This is a genomic window from Enterococcus sp. AZ080 (assembly GCF_051714945.1).
Lineage (GTDB): Bacteria > Bacillota > Bacilli > Lactobacillales > Enterococcaceae > Enterococcus_B > Enterococcus_B pernyi.
In genome coordinates, this window is sequence record NZ_JBIOSV010000001.1 from 2,757,329 (window position 1) to 2,773,924 (window position 16,596).

A 16,596-nucleotide genomic window follows, 5' to 3' on the forward strand; every position below is an offset into this window, starting at 1 on the left:
GACATTTTGAATTCTCAGATCTATTTTTTTCATTATCGTTTTAGTTCTTTTAATTCTGTCTACTAGTCACTATCCGTCGAGGACGGTGTGGTGGTACTACTACTAGTTGTTTCGGAACTTGAACTACTGCTTGAACTGCTAGAAGAACTGCTGGAAGAATCTTTTTCAGAACTTGATGATGCTTTCGCTGGGTCTGGTCCTTTTGAGTAAATCACATTGACGATCGTTCCTGATGTGATTGATGCACCTACTCCTGGATCTGTACGGATCACTTTGTCTTTTTCTACTGTATCTGAAAACTCATACGTTTCATGACCAATGTAGTCGGCACCGATACCAGATAAGTAACTTTGCGCATCACTTTTCGTATAACCAGAAATGTCATTCAGTGTCTTCGCATCTGGTCCTTGACTCACCACGAAACTAATAAATGTCGCATCCGTCAATGGTTCCCCAAAACTTGGTGACTGACTGATGATTGCACCGGCTGGGACCGTATCACTATAATCATTCGTTGCACTGATATTCGTATAGCCATTCGTTCTCAAAATACTAAGAACTGTTTCATAGTTTTGTCCGGTGTAATCGCTCATCGTCGGCTGACTTCCTTTACTAACAGTAAAAGTAATCGTATCTGATGTGGGATCGACTTCTGTTCCTTCATCTTCTGATTGCGAGATGATATTTCCACTAGTGACCTCATCACTAAATTCTTCTTCTTTTTTGATTCTACTTGAAGAGAAACCTAAATCCAGTAGCTGCTTGCGCGCTTCATCGTAAGACATACCCGTAAAATCATCGAGTTGGATTTTCTTCTTACCTGTACTGATATAAAGCGTGACTTCACGATTTTGTTTCACTGTTGTTCCTGAGGCTGGATCTGTTTTGACCACATTTCCTTTCTCAATCGTATCGTCAGCAATTTCTTCAGTGTTCGTTGCTACCTTTAATTTTGCTTGTGTCAAAGCTTCTCTTGCTGAAGCTTCGGATTGACCCGAAACATCGGGAACCGTTACTTCTCCTCGTCCACCTGAAGCAAATAAAATCGCTGTCCCAATTCCTAACAAAGCAAGCAAGACCAGCAAAATGATCCACCATTTTTTTCTTTTTTTAGTCTTTACATCTGGCATTGTTTCTTCGGGATCTGGTAATTCTTCCGCTGGTTTCTCTTCGGGAAGAGGCATTGACTTAAAGGAATCTGGCATCGGTGTTTCTGCCGTCAGTGGTGTCAATACTCTTGTTTCGTTGTCCATCGCCTGGGGTTGCCATTTTTCTTCGTTTGCTCGTTCTAACGACAACACCGTTGCTAGGTCATCTGCCATTTCTTCTGCCGTTTTATACCGGTCGACAGGTTCTTTGGCTGTTGCTTTCAAGACAACATTCTCCAATGACTGAGGTGCCCCTGGATCTAACTCTTTGATTGAAGGCAAATCATCCTGAAAATGTTTCAGTGCAATGGTGACAGCTGATTCCCCATCAAAAGGAACGCTTCCTGTCAGCATTTCATATAAAATGATCCCTAACGCATAGATATCTGATTGTTTTGTCGCCATACTACCTCTTGCTTGTTCTGGTGAAAGGTAGTGAACCGAACCAAGCATCGTATTCGTTTGGGTGATCGATGTTTCCGATAAAGCAATCGCAATACCAAAATCGGTGATTTTCACAACACCTTCATTATCGATCAAGACATTTTGTGGTTTTAGATCTCGGTGGATGATTTGATGGCTATGTGCTAAAGAAATCGCAGACAAGATTTGTTGCATGATGTTTACTGCTGTTTCATAAGGAATCGGATAGTGCGTTTGGATATAACGTTTTAAATCCATTCCCTTTACATATTCCATAACTAAGTACTGCATGTTATCTTCTTCACCGACATCATAAACACTGACGATATTTGGATGAACTAATTCGGTTGCCGCTAATGCTTCTCGTTGAAAACGACGGATCGCCGTTTGGTCATTTTGGAAATCAAAGCGTAGGACTTTGATTGCAACATCTCGATCTAAAATCAAGTCATGGGCTAAAAAGACATTTGCCATACCGCCACTACCGATGTTACCGGTAATTTGGTAACGACCATTTAATTTTCTTCCTGGCTCAATCATGCAACATCCTCCTTGTATTCAATAAGAAGAACGCTGATATTATCTGCTCCGCCAGCTTCATTTGCTTGATCCACTAATTGCGTTACTTTTTCTGATAATGATCCTTCTTGATTGATGATCGTACCGATCGTTTCTTCTGACAGCATATTCGTCAAACCATCCGAACATAGAAGCAAACGATCTTGGAGTTGCCAAAGATACGTTGCAACATCGACTTCTAATGATCCTGGCATGCCGACAGATCGAGTCAAGATATTCTTACGTGGATGATTGACGGCCATTTCTTCGCTGATTTCACCAGATTTGACTAATTCATTTACTAAAGAATGGTCTTCCGTCAAGCGAATGATCCGATTATCGCGAAGCAAATACGCACGACTATCGCCAACATTGGCAATCGTGAAACGTTCCTCTGATAGGGCAGCTGCTACGATCGTTGTTCCCATTCCGTTATATTCAAGCTGTTCTTGTCCTAATTGATGAATCGCGCGGTTTTCTTCTTGGATCGCTTGGATAAACCACTGCGCGATTTTTTCGTCATCAAGTAACGCTTGCTCTTCCCAGGCTTTCCCTAAATTTGTGACGGCCATTTGACTAGCAATATCGCCTGCGCGGTGCCCACCCATGCCATCTGCTAAAACCGCCAGCGTGAGACCGACTTGGTTTTCAAATACACTGACATAATCTTGATTCGTATTACGTCTTCTTCCTACATCTGATTGATATTCAATCTGCATACTTTCACCTCATTACTTTTTGCGCAAACAACAAATGAAAAAGCCATCTGTATAAGATTGATGTGGATACAACGTCAACATCTTATCCTTGATTGATGATTGTAGCACAGGATCAACTAAAACATCAATCTTCTCAAAATCAGGATGTCGTTGTAAAAACGCTGAAACAACTTCTTGATTCTCTTCTTTCAAAATCGTACAAGTACTGTAGGTCAATATTCCTGAAGGTTTAAGAGCCGTAGCCACACTTTCCAAAATAGCTAGTTGGATAGCCGGTAAATTGGCTAATTCTTTTTCATTATTTTTATAACGAATATCTGGTTTTCGGCGTAACAAGCCAAAACCGGAACATGGAGCATCTACTAAAATACGGTCAAATTGTTCTGCTTCAAACTGTTCTTTGACTTCACGTGCATCCATTTTTTGTGCGAACACTGCGTTGGCAACTCCTAAACGGCGAGCGTTCTCTTCCACTAGTTTTACTTTGTGGTCATGGACATCTAGAGCCACGACTTCTCCTCCACAAGTTGGATCAAGGAACGTGGCGATATGGGTCGTTTTGCCACCAGGGGCAGCGCAGGCATCTAGTACATGATGTTCTGGCTCAATCTGCATCGCTGGTGCAACAAGCATCGAGCTTTCATCTTGGATCGTCATCAAGCCATCGTGAAAAAGTGTCGTAGAGGCGAGTCTGCCCTTTTCAGCAATCACACCATATGGGCTTATTGGACTTGCTTTTACATCTAGTCCTTCTTCTTTCAATTGATCCAGTGCTTGTTCACGCGAAAGTTTACGGGTATCAATACGGCCACTCACATGACTTGGTTGATACAATGAAAGACCTAACCTTTCTGTTTCCTCGTAGCCGATTTGGTCAATTAAGCGCTGTGTCAGCCAATTCGGCAGACTTAATTTAACGGCTAAACGTTCGACTTCATCTGTGATAGTTTCCAGATCAGGTTTTCCTTGACGTAAATAATTTCTTAATACACCATTCACAAATTTCCCTGTGCCGGGGTTACCTTTGATTTTTGCAATTTCTACTGCTTCATTCAAAATTGCATGATCAGGTACTTTATCTAAAAATTCGAGTTGATAGACAGACAAATACAGCAAAGTTTTGACCCAGTCATCCACTTTTTTTGCATTTGCAATCAATGGCGCAACATAAAATGTAATCAAACGATGGCGACTGATCGTTCCATACACTAGTTCTGTAAACAGACCGATATCTTTTTGGTTAAGGTCGCCTTGGTTGATCATCTCATTCAACAATAGATTGGAGTATGCTCCACCTTTGTTGACACGCTCTAATGTCATCAACGCCATAAAGCGAACCGAACGTTTCATTTTTTTTGGTATTTTCGCCATTATTTCACCTGCTGTCCTACAGCGACTTGTTGTCCACTGCCATTTAGGAATTCTTGTATTAGTTGTTTTGCTTTACCGGCAGGTTGTAGTTCTTTGATCGATAATACCGTCTGTTCCCCACAAGCTACCCATAATTGTTTTTTATCTTTATGGATGATAGTTCCTGGTGTTTCAGATGTCGTTTCATCTGCCAACACATCTACTGCCCAAAGCTTCCAGCGTGTTCCTTCATAGGTTGTAAAAGCAATGGGCCATGGACGCATGCCACGAACTTGGCAGTCGATTTCTTCTGCTGTTTTTTCCCAATTGATTGCTTCTTGTTCACGTGTGATATTCGGTGAAAACGTTGCTTGGTCCTCATTTTGAGGCGTAGGCGTCAATTCGCCAGAAATGATCTTTGGTAGTGTTTCTAGCAATAACTCTTTGCCTAATAGACTAAGTTTTTCAAACATCGTACCGACATCATCTTGTTTAGTGATTGGTAGGCTTGCTTGTGAGAAAATACCGCCCGCATCCATTTTCTTGATCATCTCCATAATCGTTACACCTGTCTCTTTTTCCCCGTTGATAATGGAATAATGGACTGGTGCACCCCCACGATATTTTGGCAACAAAGAGGCATGAACATTGATTGCTCCATGTGTTGGAACTTGCAATAGTTTCTCCGGTAAGAATTGACCAAACGCTGCTGTTACCAGCACATCTGGTTGCAAATCAATGATTGTTTGCATTTCTGGAGAACCCGTGATTTTTTCTGGCTGTAGCACAAGAAGATCGTGCTTCAAAGCCGCCACTTTCACAGGTGTTGGGGTAATGATTTTTTTTCTTCCCACTGGTCGATCAGGTTGTGTCACGACAGCGACGATCTCATACCCTTGGTCGATCAGCCCTTCTAGTACAGGAACTGAAAATGCTGGGGTTCCCATAAATACGATTTTAGTCATCTAAATGTTCCTCCATGTATTCTTCGAGTTTTTCTTCGGGGATTTGTTCGATCATTTTATCGATAAATAAAATCCCATCTAAGTGATCGATCTCATGTTGAAAGGCACGTGCAAGATAGCCAAACGCGGTAACTTCGATTTCCTCTCCGTCACGATCATAATATCGAACTGTTACTTCATCTGCACGTTTGACTGTACCGTAGACATGCGGAATACTTAAGCAACCTTCCACATCGATACTTTCTCCTTTTGCCTCGATGATCTCAGGATTGATGAGTTCAAATTTATCCCCTTCATCGACTTCAACAATAGCGATCCGTTGATTTTTGCCGACTTGCGGCGCGGCGATGCCGACGCCGTCATTTGCCACCATTGTTTCATACAAGTTATCTAACAAGACGATAGTCTCATCAGTGATCATATCGATTGGTTGGGCTTTTCGATTCAATTTTTTATTTGGGTGGATCATTATTGGATAACGCATAGTGTTTCCTTTCTTAAATAAAATGTAGCGGCTCGTTGTCGATCGCAACAAATAGATTTTGTCGCTGTTCTTTTTGACTTTGATCCAAAATTTCTTTCAGGACGTTAGGCAGTTCTGGTTCATGTTTATATTTGATGATCAGCTGATAGTAATAGCGATTTTTCACACGTAAAACGGTGCTAGGTACCGGACCTAACAGAAGGCTGTTCGTTCCTAATACTTGTTTTAATTGACTGGCGATCTGAAAGATTTTTTTGGCTGCGACTTGTTCTTCTGGATGACTCGTCGTGATTTTCACAGTGAAGTAATAAGGCGGATAGCCTCCACGATGGCGTACATTCATTTCTTGTTGATAAAAGCGTTCATAATTTTGTTCCTTTGCTAAAGTTACCGCATAGTGATTCGGATTAAATGTTTGGATCACGACTTCCCCAGCTTTTTCGGCTCTTCCTGCCCTTCCGGAGACTTGTGTCAATAATTGGAAGGTATGTTCACTAGAACGAAAATCTGGCAGGTTCAACGAAGTGTCTGCATTTAGAACGCCGACTAAGGTCACATCAGGAAAATCTAACCCTTTTGCGATCATCTGCGTTCCTAGTAGAATATCCGCTTGTTTGTCCCCAAATTTTTGTAAGATTCGTTCATGCGCGCCTTTTTTTCTGGTGGTATCCACATCCATCCGCAAGATTCTTGCTTGAGGATACAGTGCTTTTAACTCTTCTTCCACTTTTTGTGTTCCCGTTCCATAATACCGGATCTTGTTTTCCCCACAATTTGGACAACGATGCGGGATCGCTTCTTCATGTCCACAATAATGGCAACGCATCGAGCGAGAATCCATATGGAGAGTCAATGAGATATCGCAATTTGGGCAAGGCAAGACAAAGCCACAATCTCGGCACATCACAAAGGAAGAATACCCTCGTCGATTCAATAGAAGAACTGTCTGTTCTTTTTTCTCTAATCGATCTTGGATTTTTTCTTGTAATAATTGAGAGAACGTCGATGTCTGATTCTTTTCGAATTCTTCACGCATATCAACGACTTCGATCTCAGGTAATTGCGCACTCATTTTCGCACGCTGACTCAAATGCAACATGCGATAGACCCCTTTTTGTGCACGGGCTCTTGATTCGAGGGAAGGTGTCGCGCTCCCCAAAACGATCGGGCAATGATGGTAATTCCCACGCCATATAGCTAAATCTCTGGCATGGTAACGCGGGGTTTCATCTTGTTTATAGCTCGATTCATGCTCTTCATCAATGATGATCAACCCAATGTTCTCTAGTGGGGCAAAGATCGCTGAACGTGCACCGACGACGACCTGCGCTTCATTGCGCTCGATTTTACGCCATTCATCATATTTCTCACCTTGAGATAAGCCACTATGTAAAACTGCGACGGATTCTCCAAAGCGCCCTTTAAAACGTTCGACCATCTGAGGGGTCAATGCGATTTCAGGAACCAACATGATTGCTGTCTTCTTCTCTGCCAAGACATCAGCAATGGCTTGAAGGTAGACTTCCGTTTTCCCACTACCAGTAATTCCTTCAAGTAAAAAGGTTTCATTCTTTTCCTGATGACAGGCTTCAATGATCTGCTGAACCGCCGATTGTTGTTCTTCATTCAATTGTAAGGCAGTCGTTCGTTCAAATACCCGATCTTTATAAGGGTCACGATAACTTTCGACTTCTTCGATACGCAACCAACCTTTATCTCTACCTTGATTCAATACGGCAGAACTGACTCCTTTTTCTTTGAAATAAGCAATAGGCATTGGTTTTTCCATTTCTGACAAATAAAGAAGTAATTCTTTTTGTTTTTTCGCATTTTGCCTCAAGGTGCCCCAAGCTTCATCGAGTTGTCCTTTTGACAAAAGAGAGTGAACGACACGGATCGTTTTCACTTTGTTTTTTGTATGGACTTCGTAACGGATATCAACTAGCTTGTTTTTACGCCAACGGATCAATTGCGGTAAGATCCCAGTTTCTTCCGCTTCCTTCCAAGAAATCTCTTGTCTACCTGCGAAAAATGCAACGACTTCTGGTTCATCGGTCACTGGGTAAATGAGCTTATCGTATTCTGCTTTCATGACACTTGGTAGCATCGTTTGTAAACAGGTGATTTTAAAAGCATACGTAATGGTTTTCATATAGTCGGCTAACCTCATCAACTCTTGATTGACAACAGGTGCCAGGTCAAGTAATTGAAGGATTGGCTTTAATTCTTTTTTTATAGGTTGTTCGTTGGCTGTCAACGCCATCACAAAGCCTTGGACTTGGCGATTGCCGTTTCCAAATGGTATCGCTACACGCATACCGACTTGGATAGCCGCTTCCATTTCAGAAGGAACCAAGTAGGTGAATGCTTGGTCGGTTTGCATCGTTGGTACATCGACAATCACATCCGCAATAACAGTCATGGACTCCTTCTCCTTTCTTCATCTTGGTTTTAAACACAAAATGGCTCTTGCCTATTTTACTAGAGATTCCTTGTTTTGTCTTACTTTCTGCCAAATCCTAACAAAAAATTAACGCAGGAAAAAAAAGAGCCTAGGAACATTTCCCAAGCTCAAATCTTTTGCTATCCATAAGCTGAATAGTGAATTGATTTTATAGTTTTTGCTCGTCACGGATACGAGACTCTAATTCTTGTTGTGCACGGTCTTTTTGCGCACGACGTTCTTCGTCTTCCATACGTAGACGTTCACGTTTTAATTCAGGATGTGGATCACTGATCACATTTCCTGCTTCGATTTCTTCTAAAGCTTGTCCAACGCTTTTGACAGAATCAAATGAATCCATTGTTGGTTGTGCTTTTGCGTCTAATTCATGTGCACGTTTACTTGCTAAGATCACTAGAGAATATTTTGAGTTCACGCGATCTAATAATGAGTCGATTGAAGGTTTTAACATCATAAGACTACATCTCCTTTAACATTTTGATATATTTTCCGATGACACGATCGACACGGAAATGTTCACTTGCAATAATATCTTTGATTCGGTTGACCGCTAATGGAACTTCATCATTGACAACAGCATAGTCATACAGTGCCATCATCTCGATTTCTTCCTTAGCGACTTTCATTCGTTCTTCGATTACTTCATCTGCATCTGTCCCACGCCCAACGATTCGTGATTTCAATTCTGCTAAATCTGGGGGCGTCAGGAAAATAAATACGCCGTCAGGTACTTTTTCTTTTACTTGTTGTGCACCTTGGACTTCAATTTCAAGAAAAACGTCTTTTCCTTCGTCTAAGGTTTTGTTGACATACGATAGTGGTGTACCATAATAATTCCCGACATATTCTGCATATTCCAACATTTCGCCTTTAGCGATCATTTGTTCAAATTCTTCGTGGCTTCGGAAATAGTAGTCGACTCCTTCAACTTCTCCTTCACGCATCTTGCGTGTCGTCATCGAAATCGAATATTGGAAATCATTATCCTCACTCTCAAAAATTGCTTTTCGCACTGTGCCTTTTCCCACACCGGATGGACCAGACAACACGATTAATAATCCACGCTCTGACATGACGACGTCCTTTCAACTAGTCTTTTTTATACTATTGCTTATTTTGCACTTTTTTCTTGCAACTTTCAAGGCTATTTTTTTATTATAGCTAGAAAACCTAGAAAAAGCTAGTCTACTTCCCACTAAAGAGTCCGAGACAAAAGTAAAAATTACTTTTGTTGGATACCTAAAAAATGAATAAACGGCGGGAACAGGAGTAACCTCTTCGGAAATAAGCCTGCCTAACGGATAGGTCATCAATTAGACAGGCTGGACACTTATTCAATATTTTGGATTTGCTCACGTATTTTTTCTAAAATCGTTTTAGACTGAACGACATGGTTTTTGATTTCGATCGCGCTTGATTTTGAGCCGATCGTATTGATTTCGCGATTCATCTCTTGTAAAAGGAAATCTAGTTCTCTACCGATGGGGTAATCTGCTTCAAGTAACTCTTCCAATTTCTGCGTATGGATGATTAAACGGTCGATTTCTTCATGGATATCGCCACGCTCTAAAAGAATCGCTATTTCGGTCAATAAACGATCTCGCTCAACTTCTGCACCAAGAAAAGCTTCTAATTTTTCTTGGTATCTCGTCTGAAATTCTTGCTCATAAATCTCGACAAAGTTAGCTAATCCAGCAATATTTTGTTTTAATTCTGCGGTTTGTTGAAGTAACACGTTCGCCATGGCTTGGCCTTCTATACTCCGACTTTCTTCGATTGAACGAAGTGCTGTTTGCATCGTTTCTTTCGCTAATTGTGCAAGTAATTCTTGATCCTCTTCCGTTGCTTCAGCAATTGTCACAAACTCTTCGTTTAGTGCAAAACGTTCGATCAGTTTACCGATCGACAATGCGTTCGCTTCGCCATACCTTTCTTTAATACCGGTAGTCATCTGTGTATAGAGCGTATCGATCAGTTGCCAATTGATCGTCACTTTTTTATCTTGTTCACCTAAGTATGTTAAATTAATAAAGACATCGACACGTCCTCGACTTAACTTCGTTTTGATCAATTGTCTCAATTCATTCTCAACAAAGCCTAATACTTTAGGGCTACGTATCTGGATATCTAAAAACCGTTGATTGACGCTTTTGATCTCGATTTCAAGTTGATAGTTCTTTTTTTCGCGGATGGCATTGCCAAAGCCAGTCATGCTCTTCATGCGACAGAGTCCTTTCTTTTACATATTTTTAATTGCTTTTTGTAACTCTTCAAACTCTTCGTTCGTTAATGTTAGTCCCTTACCCATTTTTTCATGGTCCGGTGCCCAATCCCGCAAGTCAAATTTTGGTGGTCTGCCATTCCAACTCACTAAGTTCAATTCTTTGCGCCATCCCTTATTGTTTTCAGATAAAACTGCAATTTCTTCTACGATCTCATATGAGAATTCTTGTGCCATTTTTATTCCTCCTTTAGATGATAAAGATAGAGATACATCAAAGTTTCTACTGTATCTGCATTGAGTTGTCGTTGTAAGCGATCACTCTTTTTTTCTTTCACGTATTGATAGATCGCGTGTTCCTTCATTACGTGTATTTTAGCATTTCGTTCCAGTTTTCGAAACTTCAACCATTCGCTGGCATTTAATTGTCCAACCTTTTTTAAAAATGCTTCATCAATTTTACTTTCTTGGCAAATGAGCGGTAATATTTCTTCGACGGTATACACTTTATTCGGTAAGATCAATTTTTGTTTCGCTAGTAGCTCAAGCATCGCCAATCCGCATGTTTCACTTGTGACCCTGTCTTTATATACATTACGCAAGTCCCGCCAGAATTTTTCTTTGTAAAAAAAGGATACGTCTAAATCAAGTGTTTCGACTAAGAAACGTAAGAAACGTCGCCAATAACGTTCAGCTGGCTTTGCTGTTTCAAACGTATACCAGTTTCCTTGATAGATCCCTAAACATTTTTTAGCCTCTAAATAACCTAATTGGATATTCAATTGGTTTCTTTGTCGCTCAAAAACTAAGAAACCACCTAAAGACCAGTTTGAACAACATTTCCAGGTCACCAAAGCATCAGGTTCCTTGTATTTTTTTGTCACCCCAGGTCCTTGGACATCGACAATCAAGACTTCGGTTGCACCTTGTTGGATAGCAACATCTACTGGCACGTTATTTCGATAGCCCCCATCAACATATTTTGATCCGTCAATCTGACGATAAGCCATGGCAGGATAAAAAGAAGCAGAGGCGAGGACCCAATCGGCGATTTCTGTTGGTGCTAATGCTTGGATCCTTGTAACTGTTTCTTGAAATTCTGGGATTTTAGTTGCGATTGTATAGAGTTGCGGTTTTTCTGTACATTGGATTTTTTCCGCATCTAGGTACTGCTCTAGTAATGCTTCCAACGGTGCAATCGAGGTTCCTCCTTCGACTACTGCACGACGTGTCATCAAGCTGGCTTCTTGGATATAACGTTGCCTCAAATCTTCTGATAAGGCAACCTCTGGTAAAGCCAATACTTGATTGGTTGACAGTTCCTGCCACAAGTCAATGGCTTGTGGCAGTTGATCCTGAACGACCAAAGCCCCATTTAGCGCACCTACAGAAGTACCAGTAACGAGTGAAATCTCTAGATTTTCTTCTTTCAATGCTTTCCAAACACCTATTTGATAAGCACCATGAGCCCCTCCTCCGCCTAAGACAAGACCGGTATGATAGGATATTTCCTTCTCAAACGATTGCGTTCCCAAATAACCACTTTGGTGGAAAAGGTCGATCATGTTCGGTGAGATTGAATGATCAAAGCGGACGAGTCCGTATTTTTTGAAAAAATAACGAACCGTACTTTCTAGCAATAGGAAAATATCGGACCACTGCCAATATTCTTCTTCAATCAACACGTTGGTATAGATCAATTTTTCATTCGTTATTTCTGCAGTAAAGTAAATGTTCAGCCTTTTCGATACGATCTTCCATGCCTGTTGTTTTTTTGCCTGTTGCCAAAAATGTTGCCGGCTTTCTTGATGTGTAGTAAAAAAACTAAAAAGTTGTTTTGCTTGCTGCACTCGATTCTGCTGATAACGTTCCGACCAATAGACTTTTTGAACTTTCATAGACACCTCGGATTCTCTTTTTCTTTTATTATATCAGTAATCAGAAAAAAAGGGTGGGGGTGAATAGTCATCTGATAACAGTGTTATATATATATAAATTTTTACTCTATGTTCATCGTTTATTCATAAAAAAAAGTTGCTTTGTAATCGAATTTTAAAATAAAAGAAACAAGCTTTTTTTCAGTAAATGTTGTAAAATGAAAGGGATGAGATACAGGGGAGGAGGAGCATGATGAGTGATTCAGTATATGTACATATCGATACAACTAGTAACGCCGTTTTGACCAAAGGGCTGACTATCAATGATTTTTCAAATAGCATCGTGCATTTTCCTCAAAATCTACTTTTGTTGGACCCTTCCGCATCTGCTGGAGAATATGAATCACACACAGGCTTGAAGGTCATTCGTGGAACTGAGAATATCCAAAGATTTTTCCAAACCGTTCGCAGCCGTAACAACAGTACGGATCTTAAATGGATCGATTTTACGGATTTGACGATGTTAAAAGAATTAAGCCCTTTAGAAATCTCAGAGTTGCTTTATTTTGGTCATATGAAAACACATCTCCATTCACCTTTTTTCTATAAATTACAAAATAACTTTGTTTATTTTGATTTGAGCGATCATCTAGGTAGAACCTATTATCGTTATTTAGATGAATTTTATCGGATTTTTGCCAACAAGTTAAGCACGATCTTGGCGGGAAAAATCAACGAAAAAAAATCATTCTTTCGAAAAGAGATCCCTGTTGAAAAAATCAGTGTGGAGATACTGAAAAAGATGCGTAATTTGATGCAAGAAGGAATCATTTTTTCGTTTGATCAAGCAGGTTTGGTCGATGACAAGTATGAGATCCCGATTTATGTCATTGAAGATTACGTTTGGAAATTAAAAGGAACACGTTACTTGGAAGAAAAACCGGTAGCTGTTCTCGTCTATCATGCCACTCAACAACGTTGGCAACTAGACGGCAACGTTTCTGATTTTGTCTATAACACATTTGTATAATGACAGTCAACTCCACTAAAAAAGCGTAAAGGTCAGCTGCCTTTACGCTTTTTTTTAATTTTTACTTTTACGTACCTGCAACCCTTCGGCTACAAATAAAGAAGGAACGGTCTGTTCAATACCTAATAGGACAATAGTTGTTACAATCCCCGTAGCTAACCCACTAGCGCCATTCATGACTAAAGAGAACAACCATGGATTCATTCCCCATAGTGCGAAACTCCCCCAAAAAGCAACCCCAGCGACAAAATGCCAGAAATATCTGGCAGTCACACCAACGAATGTCGCTAAAATAATCGTTGAGGCCATTTTCTTACGATTGCCTTGCAGATAACTCTGTTGCATTCTTTGCGAAAAAATTCCTGCAACGCCAGCAAACGTAAACGCGATCGGATACTCGATCAACACTTGGATGACACTCAAGTAATAGACAGTCCCCATGGGAAAATGAAGGATTCCCCATAGAAAAGCCGATCCCATACCAGCTTTCCAACCCCTTCTCAAGGCAAATAAAGTTAAAGGGATTTGCCCGAGTGAGATTTCAAAACTACTACCTATTTGTAGAGGAATCATCGACAACACTAAAGATAATGCTGCGACGATCGTTCCCTCGATCCAGACACGATGATTCTTATTCATAAAAAAGCTTCCTCCTTTATAATTGGACATCACAAAGGAGGAAGCAAGTTTGTTTTTTTACAAACAGCTTCGTGCTTTCACACTAGCTATTCATTCACAATTCCTACGCTCGCATAACCGAAACAGGTACGAAGGGTTTAGAATATATTCAGTCTCAGCCCAAAATGGACTCCCCTTTGTGATTGTAATTATTTAGTTTTTATTTTCCTTTATCTTTTTGTTTCAAATAAAGGACTAACTGGTTTGTTTTCATGGATACGTTTGATTGCGTCACCCATCAAGCCACCAACGCTTACTTCGTCAATCTTATCAATTTTGCGATCTTCTGGCAAATAGATTGAATCCGTTACAACTAAGCGCTCGATTGCAGAGTCTTCGATTCTTTGTAAAGCAGGTCCTGACAACACAGGATGTGTACATGAAGCATAAACGCTCACTGCTCCAGCTTCTTTCAAGGCATTAGCAGCCAATGTGATCGTTCCAGCTGTATCGATCATGTCATCGATCAAGACACACGTTTTGCCTTCTACTTGACCAATGATATTCATCACTTCTGCCACGTTTGCTTTTGGACGGCGTTTATCGATGATTGCAATTGGTGCTTTTAAAAATTCAGCCAATTTACGTGCACGAGTAACACCACCATGGTCAGGTGAAACAACGACAACATCATCGCCTTGAATCCCTTTTTCTAAGAAGTAATTCGCAATCAGTGGTGCGCCCATCAAATGGTCGACCGGAATATCAAAGAAACCTTGGATTTGGACTGCGTGCAAGTCAAGTGTCAACATTCTTGTTGCTCCAGCTTTTTGGATCATATTTGCCACTAATTTTGCAGTGATTGGTTCACGCGCGCGCGCTTTACGGTCTTGACGTGCGTAGCCGTAATACGGCATTACAACGTTGATCGTTTTGGCACTTGCACGCTTCAATGCATCGATCATGATCAACAGTTCCATCAGGTTATCATTTACCGGACTACTTGTTGATTGAATAACGTATACGTGTGAACCACGGATACTTTCTTCGATATTGACTTGGATCTCACCATCACTAAATTGAGTGACCGATGATTTTCCTAATTCAACCCCAACAGCTGCAGCAATTTTTTCTGCCAATGGACGATTTGAGTTTAATGCAAATATTTTTAATCTTGGATCAAAGTAATGTTTGGACATGAGGACCTCCGCTTTCTTTTTCACAACTCTACTACCTAATAAATACTAGTCATATTTGCCGAATAAATCAAGTGATTTTGCAAAAAGTATCAATTTGAATATGGGAGTTTCTTCGCGTATCCTTCTTTATTGACTTGTCTAGCGCGTGCGATTGCCATCGCATGTTCAGGAACATCGTTAGTGATCGTCGAACCAGCAGCGATACATGTATTCTCTGCCACGTCTACTGGCGCCACAAGATTCGCATTTGACCCAATGAAACTATGGTCACCGACTGTTGTATGATGTTTTGCTTTTCCGTCATAATTGACAAAGACGACACCACACCCCACATTGATTTCTTCACCTAGTGTTGCATCCCCGACATACGTCAAGTGACCAACTTTTGTGTTTTTGCCTATTTTTGCATTTTTCACTTCTACAAAGTTGCCGATATGGACGCCTTCTGCAATTTCTGCTTTTGGACGTAAATGGGCATACGGTCCTACATCTGCTTTACTTTTGACCACACTGTGTTCGATCACTGAGTTTTCGATGACTACTTGGTCACCGATCTTGCTATCAACAATACGTGAATGTGCACCAATAAAACAATCTTCACCAATTTCTGTTTCTCCTTGGATCTGAACGCCCGCTTCGATCACTGTATCTGAACCAATCACAACATCTGCATCAATATACGTAGTTGCAGGATCAACCAAGCTAACGCCATTGACCATATGTTTTTTGTTGATTCTTTGGCGCATCAACTCGTTTGCTTTTGCTAGTGCCATACGATCATTGACACCCATACACTCATCGAAATCTTCCGTCTGATACGCAGCAACTGGATTTCCAGCATCTTTTAGGATCTCAACGATGTCTGTTAAATAATACTCGCCTTGTGCATTGTCTGTTCCTACTTTATTCAACGCTTCAAATAACGCTTTGTTATCGAAACAGTAAGTTCCTGTATTGATTTCTTGAACTAACGCTTCTTCTGGCGAAGCGTCTTTTTGCTCAACGATTTTTTCAACGATTCCTACATGGTCACGAATGATTCTGCCATAACCTGTCGGATCTTCTGCTTGTGCAGTCAAAATCGTAGCACTTGCATTTTTCCCTTGATGGTATTCAAACAAGTTGTTCAACGTCTCAGTTGTCAATAAAGGGGTGTCACCACTGATGACTAACGTCGTGCCTTCCTTACCTGCTAAAAATGAGGCTGCTTGTAGTACCGCATGACCCGTCCCAAGTTGTTCCGCTTGTAACGCATACTCGCTACGTTCGCCTAGCTGAGCTTTGACTTTCTCTGCACCGTGACCAACGATCGTCACGATTTGATCAGGGTTTGTCTCACTTACACGGTTGATGATGTGTTCGACCATCGGTTTCCCAGAAACAGGGTGTAGGACCTTGTATAGTTTTGATTTCATGCGAGTACCTTTACCCGCGGCTAATATGATTGCATAACGTGCATCCAAATGTGTCACTCCTAAATTACGATTTATTATTTTTAGTTTAGCCCAGTCGCTCTTTTTTTTCAACTAAACGTTCATTT

At 40.8% G+C, this 16,596-nt stretch carries 15 protein-coding genes and 1 riboswitch; of the genes, 1 reads left to right on the forward strand and 14 read right to left on the reverse strand.

What is annotated here, in order from left to right:
- Positions 1 to 62: 62 nt before the first annotated feature.
- From pknB to IGK01_RS13135, 11 genes are all read right to left on the reverse strand, one after another.
- Entirely contained in the window at positions 63 to 2,111 is a 2,049-nt protein-coding gene (gene pknB / locus IGK01_RS13085; RefSeq protein ID WP_010734103.1) for a Stk1 family PASTA domain-containing Ser/Thr kinase, read from the reverse strand.
- Positions 2,108 to 2,848: a Stp1/IreP family PP2C-type Ser/Thr phosphatase gene (locus IGK01_RS13090; protein ID WP_010734102.1), complete on the reverse strand. Its 741-nt coding sequence runs from the start codon at positions 2,846 to 2,848 to the stop codon at positions 2,108 to 2,110. Before IGK01_RS13090 ends, pknB begins: the two co-directional genes overlap by 4 nt.
- 12 nt (positions 2,849 to 2,860) lie before the next feature.
- Positions 2,861 to 4,219 (reverse strand): 16S rRNA (cytosine(967)-C(5))-methyltransferase RsmB, encoded by a 1,359-nt coding sequence (rsmB, locus tag IGK01_RS13095; RefSeq protein ID WP_153830576.1) that lies wholly within the window; start codon positions 4,217 to 4,219, stop codon positions 2,861 to 2,863.
- Positions 4,219 to 5,163 carry a methionyl-tRNA formyltransferase gene (gene fmt / locus IGK01_RS13100; protein WP_010734100.1) on the reverse strand — a complete coding sequence of 315 codons (945 nt, stop codon included), beginning with the start codon at positions 5,161 to 5,163 and terminating at the stop codon, positions 4,219 to 4,221. Before fmt ends, rsmB begins: the two co-directional genes overlap by 1 nt.
- Positions 5,156 to 5,647: a peptide deformylase gene (gene def, locus IGK01_RS13105; RefSeq protein ID WP_019722350.1), complete on the reverse strand. Its 492-nt coding sequence runs from the start codon at positions 5,645 to 5,647 to the stop codon at positions 5,156 to 5,158. Before def ends, fmt begins: the two co-directional genes overlap by 8 nt.
- A 13-nt stretch (positions 5,648 to 5,660) precedes the next feature.
- Positions 5,661 to 8,069 (reverse strand): primosomal protein N', encoded by a 2,409-nt coding sequence (gene priA / locus IGK01_RS13110; protein WP_023520505.1) that lies wholly within the window; start codon positions 8,067 to 8,069, stop codon positions 5,661 to 5,663.
- A 190-nt stretch (positions 8,070 to 8,259) separates the two neighbouring features.
- Positions 8,260 to 8,565 (reverse strand): DNA-directed RNA polymerase subunit omega, encoded by a 306-nt coding sequence (gene rpoZ / locus IGK01_RS13115; RefSeq protein WP_010734097.1) that lies wholly within the window; start codon positions 8,563 to 8,565, stop codon positions 8,260 to 8,262.
- A gap of 4 nt (positions 8,566 to 8,569) precedes the next feature.
- Positions 8,570 to 9,184 (reverse strand): guanylate kinase, encoded by a 615-nt coding sequence (gene gmk / locus IGK01_RS13120; protein WP_153830575.1) that lies wholly within the window; start codon positions 9,182 to 9,184, stop codon positions 8,570 to 8,572.
- 257 nt (positions 9,185 to 9,441) lie between these two features.
- Complete coding sequence (locus IGK01_RS13125) at positions 9,442 to 10,332, reverse strand: YicC/YloC family endoribonuclease (protein WP_010734095.1); 891 nt, start codon at positions 10,330 to 10,332, stop codon at positions 9,442 to 9,444.
- Positions 10,333 to 10,350: 18 nt separating this feature from the next.
- Positions 10,351 to 10,569: a YdbC family protein gene (locus IGK01_RS13130; protein ID WP_019722353.1), complete on the reverse strand. Its 219-nt coding sequence runs from the start codon at positions 10,567 to 10,569 to the stop codon at positions 10,351 to 10,353.
- A gap of 2 nt (positions 10,570 to 10,571) precedes the next feature.
- Entirely contained in the window at positions 10,572 to 12,230 is a 1,659-nt protein-coding gene (locus IGK01_RS13135; RefSeq protein ID WP_409173942.1) for a patatin-like phospholipase family protein, read from the reverse strand.
- 232 nt (positions 12,231 to 12,462) lie between these two features.
- On the opposite strand from IGK01_RS13135, the gene IGK01_RS13140 reads away from it, so the two are divergent.
- Positions 12,463 to 13,239 carry a hypothetical protein gene (locus IGK01_RS13140; RefSeq protein ID WP_010734092.1) on the forward strand — a complete coding sequence of 259 codons (777 nt, stop codon included), beginning with the start codon at positions 12,463 to 12,465 and terminating at the stop codon, positions 13,237 to 13,239.
- Between the two features lie 54 nt (positions 13,240 to 13,293).
- Here IGK01_RS13140 and thiT read toward each other — a convergent pair whose 3' ends face one another.
- The 3 genes from thiT to glmU all read right to left on the reverse strand — a co-directional run bounded on the left by thiT (position 13,294) and on the right by glmU (position 16,519).
- Complete coding sequence (gene thiT / locus IGK01_RS13145) at positions 13,294 to 13,878, reverse strand: energy-coupled thiamine transporter ThiT (protein ID WP_023520509.1); 585 nt, start codon at positions 13,876 to 13,878, stop codon at positions 13,294 to 13,296.
- 83 nt (positions 13,879 to 13,961) lie between these two features.
- Positions 13,962 to 14,064, reverse strand: a riboswitch (TPP riboswitch).
- Positions 14,065 to 14,087: 23 nt separating this feature from the next.
- Positions 14,088 to 15,056 (reverse strand): ribose-phosphate diphosphokinase, encoded by a 969-nt coding sequence (locus IGK01_RS13150; RefSeq protein ID WP_019722356.1) that lies wholly within the window; start codon positions 15,054 to 15,056, stop codon positions 14,088 to 14,090.
- Between the two features lie 89 nt (positions 15,057 to 15,145).
- A complete protein-coding gene (glmU, locus tag IGK01_RS13155; protein ID WP_153830574.1) occupies positions 15,146 to 16,519 on the reverse strand; it encodes a bifunctional UDP-N-acetylglucosamine diphosphorylase/glucosamine-1-phosphate N-acetyltransferase GlmU in 1,374 nt (457 codons plus the stop codon).
- Positions 16,520 to 16,596: the final 77 nt, after the last annotated feature.